We start from the raw sequence: 19,834 nt of genomic DNA, 5'->3' as shown, positions 1-19,834 counted from the left end.
CAGCAATGTCTAAAAAAGGACAGACGGGTCCCTTGATTAAGCGACATCGTGAAAAATCGCACGCAAAATGTACAAATGTTCAGTTGTCCAATGCGTACGGTCGACAAATTTCACCTTTCTCCCTCCTTTCATTTATCTATGTCTTGATTGTAAGCGTTTTTCTTTAGACTGACAATGAAAATAAAGGAAATAGACATGAGGATGTCGTATATAGTCGCCATTGAGGAGGCGAAAGCATGAGGAAAGAATGGCTAGGAGCACTCAGTTTGACACTTGCGGCGAGTATATGGGGCGGGATGTATGTGGTCAGTAAGTATGCGCTCGCTTATATTGAACCGTTCACGTTTGTCTGGCTACGATATGCTGTTGCATTTACCGTCCTATTCGCCGTCTGGCTTCGGTTTGGACGGGAGCGGATTCGACGGACAGATTGGAAATGGATTGGACTCGTCGGTGTCATCGGGTACGTCGCTTCGATTTCGTTTCAATTTATCGGAACGAAGCTATCGGATGCGCATACCGGATCCCTCGTGACCGCAGCGACGCCAGCGTTCATGGTCTTATTCGCTCGAATCCTATTGAAGGAGCGATTGACCCCTGTCAAAGTAGGTGCCCTCGGACTGGCGACGGTGGGTGTTCTCATTGTGGTCGGTTGGGAAGGGGAAGGGACGTATCGCGTAGGCAGTTTTATACTCGTATTAGCCGCCGTGACGTGGGCGCTCATGTCCATTTACGTGAAAATCGGGACACAGACCTTATCGACGTTGACACTGACGACGTTTGCGATTGGAGTCGCATGGTTGCTGATGACCCCTTTGATGAGTATGGAGGTCATGCAAAACGGCTTTCCGGAATTGAATGGTGTTCTTTGGCTCAGTGTCCTATATATCGGTGTCGTGTCGACGGCAGGGGCGTTCTTCTTTTGGAACAAGGGGCTTGAGTTAATGGATGCGAGTGTCGGGTCACTCTTTTTCTTCTTCCAGCCTTTGGTCGGAGGGACGCTCGGATGGCTCGTCTTGAATGAGACGCTCCATCTGAATTTCTTTATCGGTGCCGGTTGTATCATGACGGCCGTGACGTGGTCGACGCTCGCAGAACGGCGACAACAACTGCCCATGTCAGAACGAAATCTTTGACGACAACACGGTTGCTCTCATGTTTAGAGGGCGACCGCTTTTATTAAAAACCGTGATGCTCGAGCTTGTCTTGTTCGCGTTTCATTTCGAGTTGAAGACGTTGGATAGCGAGCTTCTCTTCTTCAATTTTTAGGCGACGCTCTTCGACACGAGCTTCTCTCGTTTTGATAATCGTATTGGCACCGATCGACGAAACGACGATTACCATGACCATGATGTAGAAAAAGAAATCCATGTGTATCCCTCCTTTACTCGAAACATTTTGTGACAAGCCGCTGTGTCTCAAGCGCAACACGACCGTCTGTTTGAATGGGTGTATCATCGATGAGGGCTGAAATGAAGTGATCGATTGCTCCCTGGAACCCTCGCTGTGTGAGTGTCGGGTCCCACGATCCGAACGTCTCCACTTCATGTCGTCCATCGTTGAAGCGATGTAGCGTGACCATCTCGTCGACGGATAGCTGCTCTCCGTCACGGACGATGGAGACGTGCTCATGGTTCGCTCCAGCCGAACGATGCATCGATGTCGTATGCATCCCATGCTCGTCTTGCCATATATGACGGGCGAAGCGAAGTTCTTGCTTGTCATTGACCTCGAGTTGACCTGATACGAGTCGAAGCTCGTTTCCGGCGAGGAAACGTAACGTGTCAACGACATGCAAATAATCATCAAGAAGGGTGAACATCGCATCCTGTGGACCGACATCGTTCTCCCGATGTTTCACCACATCGATCATATGTGAGGGTGATTCTTGTTGAAGACGTCTATACATCGGGGCGAAGCGTCGATTGAACCCGACCATCAATTTGCGGCCGAGTCGCTCGGCTAGTTCGACGAGTTGTTCCGCCTCATCCAATGTTGCGGCGAGGGGCTTATCCACGTAAACGTCGACCCCGCGTTCTAGTAAATACGAAACGACGTCATAATGGGTTTCAGTCGAACTATGTACGAATGCCGCATCGACCGATGAGGCGAGTTCCTCCAATGTGTCGAACGAGGTCATCCGATACGTTTGGCAAATCTTTTCCCGCTTCGATGTGTTCGGAGAAAATGCACCGATTACATCAATGAGGGGGTGGTTCGCAAGGATTGGTAAATACGCTTTTTGGGCGATGTTTCCGAGTCCGACAATCCCGATTTTAGGTTTTTGCATCCCATTCACTCCTTTGGTCCATCATAACAAAAAAACCGGACAGTATATGTGTCCGGTTGAGGTTAAAGGCTGGCACTTAAGACGATTTCGCCTTCTGGTGTCTCGTTGCCACGATTCGGTTCTTTTGTGACGGCGACCGTATCCCAGTCGACGTCGACTTCATCCGAGTCGAGCGTATAGATGACCGTCCCGTTGCCCTTATCGTCTGTGACGAAGGCACCGGTAGGAATTGGGGAACCATCTTTTAACAGCCACACTTGGTACACTTCATTGTCGTCGAGTGAGGCTAAGCCGTTCGTTTGAACAATCAATTGTGTTGTACCATCCTGTTCTGCAAGATAAGCGGTTCCTTCAGACTCACCTTCAAGTGGAATCGATTCGGTCAGTGCGATGCCAGGTGAATCGGGTTGATTGGTAAGCAGATACCCGTTTCCAATCAAAGAGAGCAGGAGCGCTGCTGCGAGCGTAACCATTCCCCAGACAGGTACTTTCCGTTCTCGTTTCTGTTTGAAAGGTGTAACGGGTGGGACAGATTCGGATGTTGCGGGCGATGGGACAGGTTCATTGTCTTCTTCTTCGAATACACGATCGAGGACACGTGCTTTCATGCCTCGGGGTGGTTCAATCGGAGTAGACAAGAACGCGACGCCACCGACGAGTGCTTCGAGTTGCTCGAGCTCTTCTTGACAATCTTTACACGATACTAAGTGTTGTTCGAATTTTGCTCGTTCATCTTCCGATAGATGTTGGTTGAAATAGTCAATCAATTGGTCGCATGCGTTCATTGTTCTACCTCCTTTCCGATGAATTCATGGGATAACTGTTTCCTCAGTTGCTTCAGCGCCAGTCGAATCCTTCCTTTCACTGTACCAAGCGGGATGCCACATGCATCAGCAATCTTTTGCTGACTGAGCCCTTGGAAGTACATGAGTCGAACGACTTGCTGTTGTTCGGCCGGCAGTGTCGCCATGGCCGTCTCGATTTGAGCGCGTTCTTCTTGCCACTCCACTTCTTTTTCAACGGATGGTGACTCAGAAGGAATGGCCTCGGCGTACGATTCGTCTAGTTGTAAATCAGGTTTCCGCTTGCGGATCAAGTCGATGGCTACGTGACGGCTCATCGTAAAGAGCCACGATCTGAACTTGCCTTTCGAATCATCGTAGACGCCACCGCCACGCCACAACTTGATAAATACTTCTTGCATAGCTTCTTCGGCTAAATCACGATCCTTTGTCAGCTGTAGGACAAAAGCGTATAAAATTCGCTCATACCGATCATACAATATTTCGAGCGCTTCTTTGTCCTTTTGCCGGACACGCTCGTATAATTCTAAGTCAGTCATAACATACTCCTTTGCGCAGAAGGGATGTCCCTTGTATTGATCTAACGTACAAAACAGAAAAATGGATGACTATTTTGTGTGACTATTTATTGAACATGTAGATGATGGGATTGGAAGTTTCGTATAAATGAACAATCGTAATTTCTCTGAGAGCGTATAGGTGATCACACTTAACCCGACCGCTGTCATGAGCATCAAGCCGATGGCGACCAAGGGAGAACTGACCGTTATCCAAAAGAAATACGATCGAATGCCAAGTAGGAAAGCGAGAACGATGATCAACCCCGTCATCAGGCTACTTATTTGGCAATAGATTTGAGCGATACGTTGAATCATAAGATCCCTCCTCCGTTTCATTGTACTATACAGGAAAGGGAAAACGATAAGGAGACGATAGAATGAAACGATTCACAGATGAAGGGCGTATACTTGTTTGTTTTGATTTTGATGAGACCTACTTTCCACATGCGTGTTCTGATGAGCAACTAGCTTCCATCCGTCGGCTCGAGGATTTTTTGGAACGACATTCGTCAAACGTGTCGACGATGTGGGTGACGGGTAGCTCGCTTGCGTCGTTACACGAAAAAGTAAAACGAGCGAATCTTCGCTTTTGGCCTCATCGGATCGCCTCAAGTTTAGGCACAGAATTATATCGAATCGAGACGGACGGAACGTTCGTTGAGGACAAGGTCTATCAAGAACTATTTCCGAGCGATTTTGCATCACGTGTGGAACGTATCGTGTCACAGACTGGACAGATGCGTATTCAATTAAATGAACAGCCGGGGAATGGGATGAGTCCTTGGATTCGAAGTTACTATGCCCGCGACCAAGTCGGTTCATGGAGAGAAACGATTCGGATGCTGACAGATTCAGCCGGCATCGCAGTCAACATCAGTCGATGCAATCCGAACGCAGGTGACCCGGCCGATGCGTTCGATGTTGATTTTTATCCAAAGCATGCGGGGAAAGTATCAAGCTTGGAATATGTAAACGCCACTGCTTCCTTTTCACGAGAAGATACGTACGCTTTTGGCGACAGTGGAAACGACATTGGCATGCTAGCATATGTCGGAAACGGATATTTAGTGAACAACGCGACCGAACAGGCGAAGCGATTGCATTCAAAGGTGACAAAAAACACCTATGCGGAAGGAATTTTAGAAATACTGGAGGCGGATGTTTCTTCGTTCATATGATGCATGATTTGTTCTAACGAACGCATAAGAGTCGCGCGAACGGTTTCTTTATGGGGTTCGAAGTTGAGGCGTTGTTGCCAGACGTGACAAAATAAGTCCGTCAAAGCTGCCTCAGCAGTCGCGGGATGGTTATTTAGATGAAGCGCATATCGATAGAGAAGATTTTCATAGCGGGCATATAAATGTTCTAGGGCTTGTCGATTTTTTAAACGAATTTGATCGATTAGGCGCTCGTCGAGTGTAGGAAGCATATGCAACTCCTTTCGTATGAAATAAAGGTTCAACAGTGAAAAACAAGGAACTTTACTTAGATAAAGCATCCTTTTTCTTATTTCACTAATTTGAGGTCATTCAAACAAAAAGAATGTCAAAATACATGGTTAAATATGCAACCTACTTCTTCCATCTAGAACGTATGATAACAATTTGGACACGTCTGCGCATCTCCCGGCGCGCGTTTAAATGACGTTTTGCACTTCGGGCAAGTGACGGTTTCACTCTGTTGATTGAACAGGGTGCCGCGATTGAATAAAATGTTGCGAAGATTTGGTAATGCCAGTGCAGCGAAAATCATCGCACCGAATAAAAAGGCCGCTAAAACGAGTAATAAAACGTAGGTCATCGTCTTCTTTCCTTTCCTGTTGAATTTCTTCCATCATAATCGAAATTTGCATATGCGAACAGCTTATCAATAGAAATGAGAACAAATGTTCTGTATACTTATACTAAATAAAAGGAGGGGAAAACAGGATGAGAGAAGAATTGTTACGATGGATGCGTTCGGGTCTGGTCACAGAAATGGTATATGTGGATCGACATGGAGTATTTTCGAAGCGGCGGGTCAAATTGATTAAAGTGCAAGGAGAACATGTCGTGGCGTGGGATTTGAATAAACGGGCCAGACGAACATTTCGAATCGAACAAGTTCTTGCCTGTCTTCCCATCAACGAACGATTTAGAAAGCGGAAGGTGGAGATCGGATGATTGCCTTACCGAAATTGGCTGCACCGGCCAAAAGAGCTTTGACGTCAAAAGGAGTCGATTCCTTGGATGACTTGTCTCTTTATACGCGTCGTGAAGTAGAGAGTTGGCATGGCGTTGGTCCTAATGCCATCCGCGTCCTGCAAAACGAGTTAACTAAACATCATCTAACATTCAAAAGAGAGGAACCTAGTACGTGAATGAAACGTCTAGGTTTTTTTCGTGAAGTGATTGCTTTTCATTGAAAACGGGAAGTAATATATTTGTCATCTCAATTGCCGTTAAAATCTAGTAACATGACGATAAGGTTTATACACCTAGCGACACCCATGAGAAAGGACGTACACAGCATGAGAACGAAACGTTTATCCGCCATTTTACAAAATGAGATGGATGACATAAAGCTTGATCCATGGGTGACCGGAGTCGAAACGGATTCCAGAAAGGTCAGTTCAGGGAATGTCTTTATTTGCATTCGTGGCTATACGGTTGACGGGCACAAGTTTGCCGAAGACGCCGTGGCGAATGGTGCGAGTGCGGTCATCTCAGAATATCCACTCGATCTCGATGTACCGAATGTGGTTGTTGCCGATACGAAGCAGACAGCAGGAGCGGTTGCGAGCGCTTTTTATAATCATCCGTCTCATCGGATGCGTATATATGGTGTGACGGGAACGAATGGAAAAACAACGACAGCGACGTTGACCTATGATTTATTGCGTCTCTCTGGACTTCGTGCAGGGATTGTCAGTACGATTGGCGCTCGTTTCCACAATCAAACGATTGAGACGGCCAATACAACGCCTGAAGCCGTCGTCTTACATCGCATTTTAGCGGATATGGTTGATGCAGGTGTCACAGACTGTGTACTAGAAGTGTCATCGCATGCATTGATGGAGGGACGTGTGGCCGGAATCCACTTTCACGCGGCCGCATTTACGAATTTGACGCATGATCATCTGGATTATCATCGTTCAATGGATGAATATGCTCGTGCAAAAGCACGATTATTTGAACAGGTAGAAGTGACGAATGGAGACGCGATCGTGTTGAACGCGGAAGACAAGGCGAGCCGAGTCATGTCCGAATTTGCACCGACACGCCAAACCATCATGTATAGTACATCAGAGCAAATAGAGGCCGATATTCAAGTCATCTGGCGTGAGGATACGGTTCTTGTTCATATGAAAGAATTTAAGCTAGAAGTTCCCGTCCGGTTTATGGGCGCATTCAATGCCTCGAATTTGGCGGCGGCAATCGGACTTGTCTCCACTTCTGATATGGCACTTCGGACGATTGTCTCGAACGTACCAGGTCTTACGTTGCCAAAAGGACGTCTTGAGCGCCTCGATACAGAAGATGCCGAAATTTATATTGATTATGCACACACTCCAGACGGTCTAGAGAAATGCCTATCCACGTTACAACAAGACGACCAATCGCTCGTCGTCGTCTTAAGTGCGGCAGGAGACCGCGATCCGACGAAACGTCAAGACATGGGTCGCATCGCGAGTCAATATTCAAACGAGGTGATTGTTACTGTACATGACGTGCGTATGGAAGACCCGAAACAAATCATTGGCGATTTAGTCAAAGGGATCCAGCCGAACGTGAAGTACGTGACATTTGAAGCGAGAGAAGATGCGCTTCGCCATGCGGCGATGCAGGCGTTAAAAGGGAAACGAGTCGTGGTCGTCGGCAAAGGACACGATCACATCGAGCGGATTGGTCGACATTCGATTCCGTTCAATGAATCAGATATTCTATTGGAAGAATTGAAAAAACAAAAAGGGCAGGAACCTGCCGTTTAACAAAACGATGACGTTTGTCATCGTTTTTTAATGTGTGAAAAATGACGAGGAAGGTAATACATAATAGTGTAGTAGAATTGAAGGAGGAGAATAGACATGTCAGTTTTGTACAAAGAATTTACAAATGATGAAGAAGTCGTAACCGCCGTTCAATCGATGAAATCAAATGGGATAGATGAATCCAACATCTACGTCATCACACATGACGATGACAGAAGTAAACGTGTTGCGGACAACGCGGATGCGAACACCGTTTCTGCAAGTGACGTCGGCTTGGGGACAGCCGCTAAAAACATGTTCCGCAAAAAAGGGGACGAACTTCGTGCTGAGTTCCAGGAACTCGGCTTCACGAAAGAAGAGTCGGAACGTTTAGAAGAAAAACTAGACAAAGGAAAAGTGCTCGTCGTTGTGAAAGACGCACCGGCTGGCTTTACCATCTAATTCCACACCATGGAGAATAGAGAGAAAAGAGGCTGAATCGCGAGCGATTCAGCCTCCTTTGATGTGTTTAGCGAAGACGGACAACCGTGCGACCACTCAACTCGCCGCGCATCATGGCTTCGGCGTGACGTGGGACGTCGTGTAGCGGAATCTCATGGATCATGTCATTCAACACTTTCGGATCAATGAGTTCCTCAAGGCGTTCCCATGCGTTTGTACGGCGTGCCATCGGCTGCATAACCGAATCGATTCCAATCAGTTTCACCCCACGAAGGATGAACGGATAGACACTCGTCGGCAAGTCGGCGCCACCGACGAGACCGCATGCGGCGACAGCACCTTCATATCGGGTTTGGCTCAAAATGTTGGCGAGGGTATTCCCACCGACCGAATCGATGGCGGCATCGAAACGTTGTTTAGCCAGTGGACGAGGAGGCCCTTCTAATTCGCTTCGATCAATGATTGTCTCGACACCGAGTGAGCGTAAGTATGGTGAATCCGTTTTACCAGTCGAGGCGACGACATGATAGCCAAGACGACGAAGTAACGTAATGGCGAAACTTCCGACGCCACCCGTCGCGCCCGTGACAAGCACCTCTTCCCCAGGACGAACGCCAGCATGTTCAAGAGCATCAATGGAAAGCATGGCTGTGAGGCCAGGCGTCCCGATTGCGATGGCATCTCGCATGCTCATCCCTTTCGGTAATTTGACGAGCCAGTTACCGGGTACTTGCGCGTATTGACTGAAACCGCCGAAATGACGTTCCCCGATCCCGAAACCGGTTGCGATGACTTCGTCTCCAACTTTGATATCGAGATGATCCGATTCGACTACTTTCCCGACAAATTCACATCCTGGAATAAATGGATAATGGCTTACGATCTTGCCTGATGTCGTTAATCCGAGTGCGTCTTTATAATTCAACGCGGAGTAGTGGACTTCCACTAACACATTTCCGTCTTCTTCTTTCGGAAGGACGTCAGATTTCACTTCTTTTACTTCGGCATGAAGGTGTTCATCGTGCTGGTCGAGCACGAGTGCTTGGAATGACTCGTTCATGTGCATAACCTCTTTTCCTATGGATGTCTTCACTCTAACAGTGTTTCCCGTGACAAATAAAATATATGCACGAATCTTTAGGGGGAATCAGATCGAGAGTGGTATAATAAAGAGGATTCAAATTGCGTAAGGAGGAATGTAGTATGCGGCACGATGACTATGAGTTTGACGATGTAGAAGTAGAAGAAGGCGAATTGTTCAACGTATACGATATTCTCCCACCAGACGGCACGATCCTCGAGATGGCGACCGCTGAAGAAATGGTCCGAGCGGCCGAATTAGAAGCGAAACATCATGCGCTTCAACGTCTCCAAGACTCAAACTTCCAGCTATCAGGTGTTTCGTTCAAAGAGCTCCTAACAGAATTTGAGCGGTTTGAGCAAGAGTCGATGGAGTTCTGGACAGGGGTTCATAACCGATTACGCATTCCTTGGGCGTGGACGATTCGCATCGATGTGGCCAATGGTCCAATCCACGTTGTGAACGATCGCGATATTTTTATCGACGAAGAAGACTTTGAAGAATATGATGTCGACGATTTATTAGATGAATACGAAGAAGACTGAATCAAAAACGTCTTTCCCTCATTCAGATGGGAAAGACGTTTTTTTGTCATGAAGCAAGTCGCTGCGGACGCGGGCAAGCTCGGTCGACCCGAAAAAGAGACCGACACTACACAATAGTGCAACACCACTGACCATTGCCCCGACGACAGCGGTATCTCCAATCATCGTGAACGACATCGTCAAACTAAATAATCCAAATAACAGTAATCCTCCGGCAATCGTCTTCATCATGATCCACCCTTTCACATGTCTATGAAAGTAGTGTAGACGGTTTATTGATAAGAGGGTGACTTTATTTTTGACCAGGTAAATTATTTGATTAAGTCGTAAATCGAGTACGTCTTGCCGTTTTCAAGAGGGCGGTCAATCAATTGTTCGACGAACACGCGCGCGACCGTCTCGGGAGAGCGGAGTCGTCCCTCTGTTTCGTATGAACGGAATTGTTCGAGGTCTGCAAACGCCTCTTCCGAAGAAGAGCGAATCTCCGCCTGCATCGATGTATCCATCACGCCAGGATTGAAGAGTGCCGCCCGATGCGGGGTACCTTCGAGCTCGAGTGCTAGCGTTTCCGTGAAATGGTCGAGTCCTGCTTTCGTGCCGCAATACGCACTCCAACCTGAAATCGGACGTTTGGCCGCGCCAGACGTCACATGAATCAAATCGGTCGGCTTGTTGAAAGCGAGGACCGCGTTCGCCAATAGCATCGGTGCGAGTAGGTTGGCATGGACATGAGCCGTCACTTTCTTCCCATCCAACTGTCCGACACGATGAATCGGTTCAATCCATGCGGCATTTTGAACGAGGAGAATCGAATCGGCATTCTCTAGAAGCGGAGTAATGTCTTGAATGACCGTTTCGATTCCTGAGACGTCTGAGAGGTCGACGGGTAGTTGTTCATGTGTGACGTCTTCGGCCTGTGAACGTGAGAGACCGATCACGTCATAACCTCGAGCTTGGAGCTCTTGGGCAATGGCACGGCCGAGACCGCGTGATGCCCCGGTGACGAGTGCAAGTTTCATATATATTCCTCCTATTCGTGAATCGTTTTCCGAAAGCCGTAAAACGGACGGAATCGCAGTTTTTCGTAATATGTGTGCGAGGCTTGGCTCGCTAGCATCTCAAGACGCGTGTCAGGATAGAGCGCATGGACATGTTGAAGAAGTTGTTCACCAAGACCTCGTTTTCGATAGGCGGAAGCGACTAACAATTCACAAACATACAAGCTGACTGTCGTATCGGTCAGTCCCCGTAAGTAGGCGACAATCTCTCCATTATCAGACTCCATGACATACGTGACGTTCGATTGACGCCACGCTTCACGGGTCAGCTCTCCCTGTTCGACGAGTTGAGTCCAACCTTCCTCACGATTGAGCTGCTGGATGTGTTCAAAATCTGACGCGACATATGCACGGATTTTCATTCGATTCGCTCTCCCATCTGTGCTTCGATTTGCTTCATCACATCAAACGCGCCGTCTGATTGATTCGAACAAACGACCGAAATGACCTGAGTTTCTGGGTAATACCCGGAATGAAAGCTGACGCCTGGGTCATATCCCATCACATGGTACTTATAAATGTCTCCTGACGAATGATGCTGAATCCAAACCCCGTATCCATAACTGCTACCTCGGTCATTGACCGTCACGTGTGGTGTGAGAAGGAGCGACGTGGAAGCGGCGTCAAGAAGTCGATGTGAAAACAATGCCTCCCAAAAATGAGTCATATCTTGAACGGTCACATACGCGCCACCATCTGCTCCTCCTTTGATCGGAATCGCATATTGATTCGTACGCCATGAACCGTCCGAATGATCGATATAGCCGAGCGCCGTCTTGGCGGGTAAGGCATCGAGTGAGAAATATCCGGAATCGTTCATGTTAGCAGGTTGAAAAATCGACTGTTCGACGTAATCGGTGAAAGATTGCCCGGTCACTTCCTCGACAATCAACCCTAACAGAATATACCCGGCATTATTGTAGGAGAATCGAGAACCTGGTTCATCCTTCATCGTTTTTTGTTGAAATAGCGGTAAAAAATCACGGACTTGTTGAAGTCGATACATCGGAACATCACGCCACAACCCTTCGAAGTCGTCAGAGACGGACTCATCAAAATAGTCAGGGATCCCCGACGTATGAGTCAATAGCTGATGGATTGTAACTTTTGAGGATATGTAAGGTAGGTCGAATGTCTGAAACGAATCAAGTGAAGTCGAAAAAGAGAGTCGATCTTGTTCGACTAACTGACAAATGGCGATTGCTGTGAACAGTTTGCAGCCGGAAGCGATTCCAAATCTCGTTTTGACTTCGTGTTGAATCTGTTCCGAGCGATTAGCATAGCCAAGGGGTTGATGAATGGACGTATCCGGGTTGGTGACGGAATAGACACCAGAGAATGTTTCGTCCAATGTGAGATGCGTGATGTTTTGCAAAAGAACCTCCAATTGTTGCGTCATCAAGTACTTCGACTATATCACGTCTAAATGGACTATCCATAAATTTACTCAATATTCAAAAAAACATTTACCAAATAACAGGAATTGAGACAGGTGTCTGACCTCGAACGTGGTACGATATGGGCGAACAGAGAGGAAGTGTATTCAATGACGCTATTCTTTTTAGGGATACTCGTTGGATGTTTGATTGCTTTGTGGCTACATAAGCGTCAACGGCCACATCCACAGACGCTTTCGTTCATGCATTTCGGGAACCAAACGAAAGATGTCATCTATATTTTTGAAACGAAACCAACGTGGCGTTTTCGGTATATCAGTCCTTCTTTAGATTTATATCTAGGGGAAGGGACCGTCATGCGTAGTTATTCGAATGCGCAGGAATGTTTCCGCAGAATCCATCCGGACGATCGACGATTGTTGCTAGACAAAGTATTGGGGCGCGTCGACTATGAAGAAGCAATTCTTCAGCGGTGGCGGACGAATGAAGGCACCTATGTATGGTTTGAAGAGTATACGACCCCAATCTATGAGAACGGTGAGATTGTGGCGGTGCAAGGTGTGATTCGGAACATCGAGGAGGCCATGACCGAGCGTGAGCGTCTTCTGTATGAAAGTCGTCATGACAGTTTGACAGGTGTCTTCAATCGTCGGGCGTTTGAAGAGACAATCGGTCAAGCTGAGGGGATGAGAAACGTCGGAATCATCGTCATCGACGTGAATGACTTGAAAGTCGTGAACGATCAAAAAGGACACTCTGCCGGTGACTGTTTGTTGAAGCGTGTCGGTAACCTCCTTCAAACCATCGAGTCCTCTGTCTATCGGATTGGAGGAGACGAGTTTGTCTTGTTTCTTCAGATGATGTCAAAAGAGGCATGCGAGAAGATGGTTCATGAGATTGAAACGACATGCCGGGAAGAGGAAATCTCAGTGGCCATCGGATTGGCTTGGGCATCTCATCCAGAATCAATCGAAGTACTCTGGCAAGAAGCAGATGACGCAATGTATGAACAAAAGCAGCAACAAAAAAGAGATCTTCTTGACGTTTAGTTCAAGAAAATCTCTTTTTCGTTAACTACTCGCTTCCTCTACTTCAGGTGATTCTTCACCTAAGTTATTGAGATAACGTTCATATCGCGCGAGTCCATAACGATAAGATGCCCAAATCAGAAGGGTCGTCACGGCAATGAGCCCAATCGTCAATGGAGCGAACCATCCGGAAACAATTCCATCCGCGTAGGCAAGTCCAATTGGTGAAAAGACGAGATAGACGAAAATCATCGAAGCGACAAGCAAGATTGAAGTCGATAACGCGTGACGCCATGGTTTGACTCGTCCGAGCTCGATTCGAATCGGATTCGCTTGGAGCATCGGTCGTACGCGAGCGAAGATGAGCATGATGGCCGTCTCGACGACGAAGAGGATACCGTAAATATGGATGAAGTTAATCCCGATTTCCACACCGAACCATTGGTCTGTTCCCCACACGAGGAAATAGTAAGCGATGACGTGGAAGAAAACGACGGTCTTCGCAGCAATCGGGGGAACTCGTTTGACGAGCATACCGATCAAGACGATGACAAGAATCGGAATGTTAAAGAAGCCTGTAAAACGTCGAATCAAATCCCATAGCCCATCTGGTGCATACATGAGATTCGGGGCGACAAAGAAAGAGACGAGCGCCACGAACGTGCCAAACCATTTGCTGACGCGAATCAAATCTTGGTCAGAGGCATTCGGCTTGAACTTTGGTTTATAAATATCGAGGACGAACAGCGTCGCGATACTATTTAACAGTGAGTTAAATGAACTGAACACGGCACCGAGTAAGACGGCAAGGAAAAAGCCCATGAGCCACATTGGAAGTAGCTCGGCAATCAAGCTCGGATACGCTAAATCGGCTTTCTCGACGTTCGATCCATACAAATGGAAGGCGATGACGCCAGGCAAGAGCATAAAAATGGGAACAAGTAGTTTTAAATAACCCGTAAAAAGTACTCCTTTTTGTCCCTCTGCCAAGTTTTTTGCGCCGAGAGCGCGTTGAATCACGTATTGATTGAGTGCCCAGTAGAACAAGTTCGCAAAAATCATCCCGGTGAAAATAGACAGGAACGGAACCGAGTCATTGGCTGAACCGATGGCGTTCAACTTTTCGGGATTTGTTGTTGCAATCGTCTTCATCCCGTCCAACAGATTCCCGTCACCTAGTGCGAGGAAGCCAAGCGTCGGAACGAGGAAGCCGATGATGATGAGACCAATCCCGTTTAGCGTGTCGGAAACGGCGACCGCGCGAAGCCCGCCGAAGATGGCGTAAATCGCCCCGATGATTCCGATGAACCAGACGACAATCCAAAGAGACTGTTCAAAACTGATGCCGAGAAGGGTAGGTACGTCGAATAGTTGGAGGACGGCCAATCCACCTGAGTACAGCATAGACGGAATCGTCACGCACATATAGCCGAGTAAAAACAGCAGGACGGTCAATCGACGAACGTCCTCGTCATAGCGTTGACTTAAAAATTCAGGGATGGTCGAGATCCCGATACCAAGAAAACGCGGTAGTAAAAAGAGCGCCATGATGATGGCAGCAATTCCAGCTGTGACTTCCCAAGCCATTGCCGACATGTTGCCGGCGAACGATTGACCGTTTAAACCGATCAATTGTTCAGCAGACAAGTTGGTCAAGAGGAGCGAACCTGCGATGAAGACGCCCGTCAATCCGCGACCGGCCAAGAAATAATCATCGGCACTTTCGACTTTTCCTCGCGTCATGCGATATGAGACGTAGGCGACGAGTGCCATGAACAAAGCACCAGTCACGAGTATGTAGAGTACTTGCTGAATCGTCATAGAATCCCCTCACTTCTTACTTATGTTATATAATCTATTTGTAGAAAATACCCTAAAGTGTAAGAAAGTAGTCCTCTTATCTTGATAGAATGATAAAAAGTCATGGGCTAGGCATAAATTAATAAAGTTCTCAATGTGATCGATTAGAAATTCAATAGGGCGAATCGGTGGGAGGAATCTCTTTGAGGAAATGGATGATTGGAATATTATCTGTTGCAGTGGTAGCAGGTTATGTCATGTTTAGCGAAATCCTGAAAGAAGGAAACACGAGTGATTTGGCTGTGACCGAAAGCTTCCGACACATAGACGATTTAGCTACACGCTCGCCGGTCGTCATCGTCGGTAAAGTCAGCAGTCACCCGAGATCTTTTGAATATCATTCGGTTACTTTCTTTGAATCAGATATTCACGTGCAGCGTGTCTATCGAGACGTGAGTCATGAACTCAAGCAAACCGATACGATCCCCCTCTTACAAAACGATATGGAAGAAGACCCGCTCGTCAGACGAGGAGAAAACGTTCTCTTGTATTTACAAAAATACGAGGGACCCGTGATTGAGAACGCGTATCGAATTGTCGGTCTACAACAAGGACATTTCAAAGTGAATCGGGCGGGAACATTGACTTCGGTAGGAGAATCCAATCTTTATCAAGAAAGCGGGCGAAGTGCTGACTTGAGTAAACTAGAGACATTATTGAACGACAATCCTTATATGGCAGAACACAACGACGTGATGACGGATGAAGACATTGAAGCTTTCAACGAGACCCAAGAACGTCTGTTAGAGGAATCTCAATGATATAACGAGTGAAAGCGGCGCTGACGAAATCAGCACCGCTTTTTCGTGTGAACTTTTATAAATGTCATAAAAACTGAAGCATGGATGTCGCGACCGTGAAATAGATGATGAGCCCTAAATTGTCCATCAGCGTCGTAATGAACGGTCCGGAGGCGACAGCAGGGTCTAACTTCAGGCGATTGATAAGAAGCGGGACAATCGTACCGATCATCGTGGCGACACTGAGTGCTGCAAAGATGGAGACCCCGACAATGAAGCCGATGAGCATGTTGTCATAAAGAATCGTGATGACCCCGAAGATGACAATCATACAAGCAATCCCTAAGATAATGCCCGTTCCGAGTTCGCGTCGAATCATCTTCATAACGTTCTTACGATTGATCGTGCCAAGCGCAATCGAACGAACAGCAACGACGAGTGACTGGGTGGCTGCGTTCCCGGCAGAACCCATGACAAGTGGCATGAAGACGGCGAGGAGCACAATCGTTTCAAGCGTGTCTTCGAAGCCACCGATTGTCGAGGCCGTGATCATCCCGAGAAACATGAGGCTGACAATCCATGGAGCACGTTTTTTCGCCGCCTCGAACGGACTCATGTTGATATCGGATGATCCCTTCGTCGCGGAAAGTTCTTCAAAGTCTTCCGTCGTTTCGCGCTCGATCACGTCTAACACATCATCGACCGTGATGATGCCGAGTAGCTTTTGCTGGTCGTCAATGACAGGAAGGGCCAATAAATCATACTTTTGGACAATCCGAGCCAAGTCTTCCTGGTCGGTCATGACGTTTGCCGAGATGACGCGAAAGCCCATGATGTCCTCGATTTTTGCATCGAGCGGCGCGACAATCAAATCACGTAAGGAGACGACACCAACAAGCTGGTGTGCTTGGTCGACCACATATAAGTAATAAATCGTCTCAGCGTCTGGTCCGAGTTCACGCAACTCTTCTAAAGTCAGTCCGACCGTCTTGTTCGCTTGAAGGACGACGAACTCGGTCGTCATGAGCGCTCCGGCCGTCTCTTCCGGATATTGCATCAAATCTTTGACTTCTTGTTCCTCGATATCGTCCATCTGCTCGAATAGTGTGTCCATGAACGCATCGGGTAGCTCCCGCATCAAATCAGCGGCGTTATCTGAATACATCTCATTTAAAATCCGGACAGCATACGGCTGAGGCGTTTCTTGGATGAATGAACACTGTTCATCTAACGTCAGTTTTTCAAAAAGGTCAGTAAACACTTCAGGTGAGATTGTTCGATATACGAACGCACGCTCATGCTGATCGAGTTCGATAAAATGATCGGCCTGTTCACCGGGGTGGAGGGAGAGGAAGAGGTCTTGAAAATCGACCGGGTCTCCCTTTTGAATCAATGTGCGAAGTGCCGCTTCATGTTCGTTGTATTCCATTTCTTCTATTTTCATTTGCTCACATCCTGATCTTTCGCATTTTTCAGCTTACTCTGCAGGTCTCAAAAAAAAGTTTTTCATGTTTTTTAGGAGGATTGTATTCATCATCCATACATCTCATTTCCCCTTGTCACGACTTCGATTTTTCATGCATTGTTTGTTCATTCACAAAGGTGAAGGTTTATACATAGCCATGTGGAATCACTAACAGGTGAACTGCCGGATTAGACATTCGTAAATTTGGTAAAGTGATAAGGTAAGGGTAGTCACACACCCGAATCACAAGGAGGAAGCGAGATGATCTCAATGACGAATCAACCGATTTCACAAGATACGACGCTGAAACATCCGATTCATGTGTATTCAGAAATTGGAGAATTAAAAACGGTATTACTGAAACGACCGGGAAGGGAATTAGAAAACCTCACCCCGGAATATTTAGAGCGCCTCTTGTTCGATGATATTCCCCATTTGCCGGTCATTCAAAAAGAGCACGACTATTTTGCGAGTGCGCTCCAAAATCGCGGTGTGGAAGTCCTTTATCTCGAAAAATTAATGGCTGAGACATTGTCGCTCCCTGGTGTGCGCGAAAAGTTTGTCGCGGATATCTTATCGGAGTCTAAATCAAATATCAACGGCTCTTATGAAACGTTAAAAGAATATTTACTGGATTTTGATAATGAGATGTTGATTGAAACGGTGATGGCCGGTATCCGAAAATCGGAGATCAAGCCGGAGAAACGCCGACATTTACACGAAATGATTGAAGATACGTACCCCTTCTTTTTAGATCCTATGCCAAACCTCTATTTCACACGAGATCCGGCCGCCGCAATCGGTCATGGTCTCTCCATCAACCGAATGAAAGAACCGGCACGTCGCCGTGAATCACTCTTCACGCAATATATTATGCGCTATCACCCACGCTTTGCGAAACATGATGTTCCGATTTGGTCAGACCGCGACTATCGATTTGCGATGGAGGGCGGGGACGAGCTTGTCTTATCGAAAGAAGTTGTCGCCATCGGCATCTCTGAACGAACGACCGCGCAAGGAATCGAGCGCGTCGCTCTCAATTTGCTCAAACATGGAGACAGCTTCAAAAAAGTAATTGCCATCGAAATTCCAAAATCACGCGCCTTCATGCATCTCGATACCGTCTTTACGATGGTCGACCATGATAAATTCACCATCCATCCGTTCATTCAAGGACCGGAAGGAAAGATGAATATTTTCGAACTTTCATTGAGTGCAGAAGGTGAATTGCAGATCACGCAGCACACCGATTTGTTGAAAGTGTTAAAAGACGTCCTCGGCTTACAGGAAGCGACGTTGATTCCTTGTGGAGGCGGCGACCCGATTGCAGCGGCGCGCGAACAGTGGAACGATGGATCGAATACGCTTGCCATCGCACCGGGTGTCGTGGTCACATATGACCGGAACTACGTCTCAAATGAACTGCTTCGTAAAGAAGGCGTCGAAGTGATTGAAATCATGTCGAGTGAACTATCGCGCGGACGTGGAGGTCCACGTTGCATGAGTTGTCCGATTATCCGCCAAGACATCTAAATATGATAAGGAGGAAGCAGTATGTCTACAACGTTCAATTTTGATTTGAAAGGTCGTCACTTTTTATCGTTAAACGAGTTTTCTGGTGAAGAAATCAATTATTTGATCGATTTGTCTGCTGCATTCAAACGTCAAAAGAAACAAGGCATCCCACATCGGATTTGTGAAGGGAAAAACATCGCTCTTCTTTTCGAAAAACCATCGACGCGGACGCGTTGTGCGTTCACGGTCGCCGCAATCGACTTAGGGATGCATCCTGAATATTTAGGCAAAAATGATATCCAGTTCGGGAAGAAAGAGTCGGTACGCGATACGGCTATCGTCCTCGGGCGCATGTTTGACGGCATTCAATTCCGAGGGTTCGCCCATGAGACGGTAGAAGGTCTGGCGAAAGATGCAGGGGTGCCGGTTTGGAACGGATTGACCGACCTCTATCATCCGACACAAATCTTGGCCGACTTCTTGACGGTGAAAGAACAAAAAGGAGAATTGGCCGGAATCAAATTCGTGTACGTCGGCGACGGCCGGAACAACATGGGGAACACGCTATTGATCGGTGGCGCAAAAGTAGGGATGGATATGCGGATTTGCGCACCGAAATCACTTTGGCCATCTGACGAAATCGTCAATTATGCGAAATCGGTTGCTGCTGAAACAGGCGCCGTCATCACGTTGACGGAGAGCATTGAAGAAGCGATGGATCAGGCGGACGTCGTCTACACGGATGTATGGGTGTCGATGGGCGAAGAGGCGGCTTTCGCAGAACGGATCGAACTGTTGCGACCATATCAAGTGAACATGGATATGCTTCAAAAGAGCGGCAACCCGGACATCATGTTTTTACACTGCCTCCCTGCCTTCCACGACTTAGAGACAGAGGTCGGGCGGTCGATTCATGAACAGTACGGATTGACGGAAATGGAAGTGACTGATGAGGTGTTCCGCAGTCGTCACTCGTTCGTATTTGATGAAGCGGAAAACCGGATGCATACGATTAAGGCGGTAATGGCGGCAACGCTCACGGAGACACGCGAATGGCTTGAACGTTGACGGGGAGGGGGAC

25 protein-coding genes are annotated in these 19,834 nt (G+C 47.3%); 11 read left to right on the top strand and 14 right to left on the bottom strand.

Features of this window, described 5'->3' with window-relative positions:
* The first annotated feature begins 236 nt into the window (after positions 1-236).
* Positions 237-1,136 (top strand): DMT family transporter, encoded by a 900-nt coding sequence (locus KNP62_RS07915; RefSeq protein ID WP_214785058.1) that lies wholly within the window; start codon positions 237-239, stop codon positions 1,134-1,136.
* Positions 1,137-1,179: 43 nt separating this feature from the next.
* Here KNP62_RS07915 and KNP62_RS07910 read toward each other — a convergent pair whose 3' ends face one another.
* The 5 genes from KNP62_RS07910 to KNP62_RS07890 form a co-directional block, all read right to left on the bottom strand.
* Positions 1,180-1,371: a hypothetical protein gene (locus KNP62_RS07910; protein WP_214785056.1), complete on the bottom strand. Its 192-nt coding sequence runs from the start codon at positions 1,369-1,371 to the stop codon at positions 1,180-1,182.
* Positions 1,372-1,384: 13 nt separating this feature from the next.
* Positions 1,385-2,290, bottom strand: coding sequence for a Gfo/Idh/MocA family protein (locus KNP62_RS07905; RefSeq protein WP_214785054.1), 906 nt, complete (start codon positions 2,288-2,290; stop codon positions 1,385-1,387).
* 62 nt (positions 2,291-2,352) lie between these two features.
* The gene (locus KNP62_RS07900) at positions 2,353-3,075 is read right to left on the bottom strand and encodes an anti-sigma factor (protein ID WP_214785052.1); all 723 of its coding nucleotides are present in this window, start codon (positions 3,073-3,075) and stop codon (positions 2,353-2,355) included.
* Positions 3,072-3,632 (bottom strand): RNA polymerase sigma factor, encoded by a 561-nt coding sequence (locus KNP62_RS07895; protein ID WP_214744848.1) that lies wholly within the window; start codon positions 3,630-3,632, stop codon positions 3,072-3,074. Before KNP62_RS07895 ends, KNP62_RS07900 begins: the two co-directional genes overlap by 4 nt.
* Positions 3,633-3,701: 69 nt before the next feature.
* Complete coding sequence (locus tag KNP62_RS07890; RefSeq protein WP_214785050.1) at positions 3,702-3,968, bottom strand: hypothetical protein; 267 nt, start codon at positions 3,966-3,968, stop codon at positions 3,702-3,704.
* A gap of 62 nt (positions 3,969-4,030) precedes the next feature.
* Between KNP62_RS07890 and KNP62_RS07885 the strand changes: the two genes are divergently transcribed.
* A complete protein-coding gene (locus KNP62_RS07885) occupies positions 4,031-4,831 on the top strand; it encodes an HAD-IIB family hydrolase (protein WP_214785048.1) in 801 nt (266 codons plus the stop codon).
* Here the strand turns inward: KNP62_RS07885 and KNP62_RS15775 are convergent.
* Positions 4,777-5,082 (bottom strand): sigma factor, encoded by a 306-nt coding sequence (locus KNP62_RS15775; RefSeq protein ID WP_214785046.1) that lies wholly within the window; start codon positions 5,080-5,082, stop codon positions 4,777-4,779. The two genes, KNP62_RS07885 and KNP62_RS15775, sit on opposite strands and share 55 nt — an antisense overlap.
* A gap of 155 nt (positions 5,083-5,237) precedes the next feature.
* A complete protein-coding gene (locus tag KNP62_RS07875) occupies positions 5,238-5,453 on the bottom strand; it encodes a zinc-ribbon domain-containing protein (protein WP_214694872.1) in 216 nt (71 codons plus the stop codon).
* A gap of 128 nt (positions 5,454-5,581) precedes the next feature.
* Between KNP62_RS07875 and KNP62_RS07870 the strand changes: the two genes are divergently transcribed.
* The 4 genes from KNP62_RS07870 to KNP62_RS07855 all read left to right on the top strand — a co-directional run bounded on the left by KNP62_RS07870 (position 5,582) and on the right by KNP62_RS07855 (position 8,064).
* Complete coding sequence (locus KNP62_RS07870; protein WP_214744842.1) at positions 5,582-5,815, top strand: hypothetical protein; 234 nt, start codon at positions 5,582-5,584, stop codon at positions 5,813-5,815.
* Entirely contained in the window at positions 5,812-6,012 is a 201-nt protein-coding gene (locus KNP62_RS07865; RefSeq protein ID WP_214785044.1) for a helix-hairpin-helix domain-containing protein, read from the top strand. The genes KNP62_RS07870 and KNP62_RS07865 overlap by 4 nt, the downstream gene beginning before the upstream one ends.
* Before the next feature lie 150 nt (positions 6,013-6,162).
* Positions 6,163-7,623, top strand: a complete 1,461-nt coding sequence (locus tag KNP62_RS07860) for a UDP-N-acetylmuramoyl-L-alanyl-D-glutamate--2,6-diaminopimelate ligase (protein WP_214785042.1) — start codon at positions 6,163-6,165, stop codon at positions 7,621-7,623.
* A gap of 96 nt (positions 7,624-7,719) precedes the next feature.
* Complete coding sequence (locus tag KNP62_RS07855) at positions 7,720-8,064, top strand: YflT domain-containing protein (protein WP_074035567.1); 345 nt, start codon at positions 7,720-7,722, stop codon at positions 8,062-8,064.
* Positions 8,065-8,131: 67 nt separating this feature from the next.
* Here KNP62_RS07855 and KNP62_RS07850 read toward each other — a convergent pair whose 3' ends face one another.
* Positions 8,132-9,124, bottom strand: a complete 993-nt coding sequence (locus KNP62_RS07850; RefSeq protein WP_214785040.1) for an MDR family oxidoreductase — start codon at positions 9,122-9,124, stop codon at positions 8,132-8,134.
* Between the two features lie 143 nt (positions 9,125-9,267).
* Here KNP62_RS07850 and KNP62_RS07845 point away from each other — a divergent pair, with 143 nt between their 5' ends.
* Positions 9,268-9,690, top strand: coding sequence for a hypothetical protein (locus KNP62_RS07845; RefSeq protein WP_214744833.1), 423 nt, complete (start codon positions 9,268-9,270; stop codon positions 9,688-9,690).
* Positions 9,691-9,708: 18 nt separating this feature from the next.
* Here KNP62_RS07845 and KNP62_RS07840 read toward each other — a convergent pair whose 3' ends face one another.
* The 4 genes from KNP62_RS07840 to KNP62_RS07825 form a co-directional block, all read right to left on the bottom strand.
* Positions 9,709-9,918, bottom strand: a complete 210-nt coding sequence (locus KNP62_RS07840; RefSeq protein WP_214744831.1) for a hypothetical protein — start codon at positions 9,916-9,918, stop codon at positions 9,709-9,711.
* 83 nt (positions 9,919-10,001) lie between these two features.
* Positions 10,002-10,709: an SDR family NAD(P)-dependent oxidoreductase gene (locus KNP62_RS07835; protein ID WP_214785038.1), complete on the bottom strand. Its 708-nt coding sequence runs from the start codon at positions 10,707-10,709 to the stop codon at positions 10,002-10,004.
* Positions 10,710-10,720: 11 nt separating this feature from the next.
* Complete coding sequence (locus KNP62_RS07830; protein WP_214785036.1) at positions 10,721-11,110, bottom strand: GNAT family N-acetyltransferase; 390 nt, start codon at positions 11,108-11,110, stop codon at positions 10,721-10,723.
* On the bottom strand, positions 11,107-12,147 hold the full coding sequence (locus tag KNP62_RS07825) for a serine hydrolase domain-containing protein (RefSeq protein ID WP_214785035.1): 1,041 nt from the start codon (positions 12,145-12,147) through the stop codon (positions 11,107-11,109). The genes KNP62_RS07830 and KNP62_RS07825 overlap by 4 nt, the downstream gene beginning before the upstream one ends.
* A gap of 147 nt (positions 12,148-12,294) precedes the next feature.
* On the opposite strand from KNP62_RS07825, the gene KNP62_RS07820 reads away from it, so the two are divergent.
* Positions 12,295-13,194, top strand: coding sequence for a GGDEF domain-containing protein (locus KNP62_RS07820; protein ID WP_214785033.1), 900 nt, complete (start codon positions 12,295-12,297; stop codon positions 13,192-13,194).
* 21 nt (positions 13,195-13,215) lie between these two features.
* Here the strand turns inward: KNP62_RS07820 and KNP62_RS07815 are convergent, their stop codons facing one another.
* Entirely contained in the window at positions 13,216-14,994 is a 1,779-nt protein-coding gene (locus KNP62_RS07815) for a solute:sodium symporter family transporter (RefSeq protein WP_214785032.1), read from the bottom strand.
* A 182-nt stretch (positions 14,995-15,176) separates the two neighbouring features.
* On the opposite strand from KNP62_RS07815, the gene KNP62_RS07810 reads away from it, so the two are divergent.
* On the top strand, positions 15,177-15,794 hold the full coding sequence (locus KNP62_RS07810) for a hypothetical protein (RefSeq protein WP_214785030.1): 618 nt from the start codon (positions 15,177-15,179) through the stop codon (positions 15,792-15,794).
* 64 nt (positions 15,795-15,858) lie between these two features.
* Here KNP62_RS07810 and mgtE read toward each other — a convergent pair whose 3' ends face one another.
* A complete protein-coding gene (gene mgtE / locus KNP62_RS07805; protein ID WP_214785028.1) occupies positions 15,859-17,217 on the bottom strand; it encodes a magnesium transporter in 1,359 nt (452 codons plus the stop codon).
* A 324-nt stretch (positions 17,218-17,541) separates the two neighbouring features.
* Between mgtE and arcA the strand changes: the two genes are divergently transcribed.
* Together arcA and argF are read left to right on the top strand one after the other, a co-directional pair.
* Positions 17,542-18,771, top strand: coding sequence for an arginine deiminase (arcA, locus tag KNP62_RS07800; protein ID WP_214785213.1), 1,230 nt, complete (start codon positions 17,542-17,544; stop codon positions 18,769-18,771).
* Between the two features lie 21 nt (positions 18,772-18,792).
* Entirely contained in the window at positions 18,793-19,821 is a 1,029-nt protein-coding gene (gene argF, locus KNP62_RS07795; protein ID WP_214785025.1) for an ornithine carbamoyltransferase, read from the top strand.
* Positions 19,822-19,834: the final 13 nt, after the last annotated feature.

Source organism: Exiguobacterium sp. s183 (genome assembly GCF_018617655.1).
Lineage (GTDB): Bacteria > Bacillota > Bacilli > Exiguobacteriales > Exiguobacteriaceae > Exiguobacterium > Exiguobacterium aestuarii_A.
The sequence above is the reverse complement of the archived record's forward strand: the minus strand, read 5'-3'. Positions and strand labels throughout refer to the sequence as shown.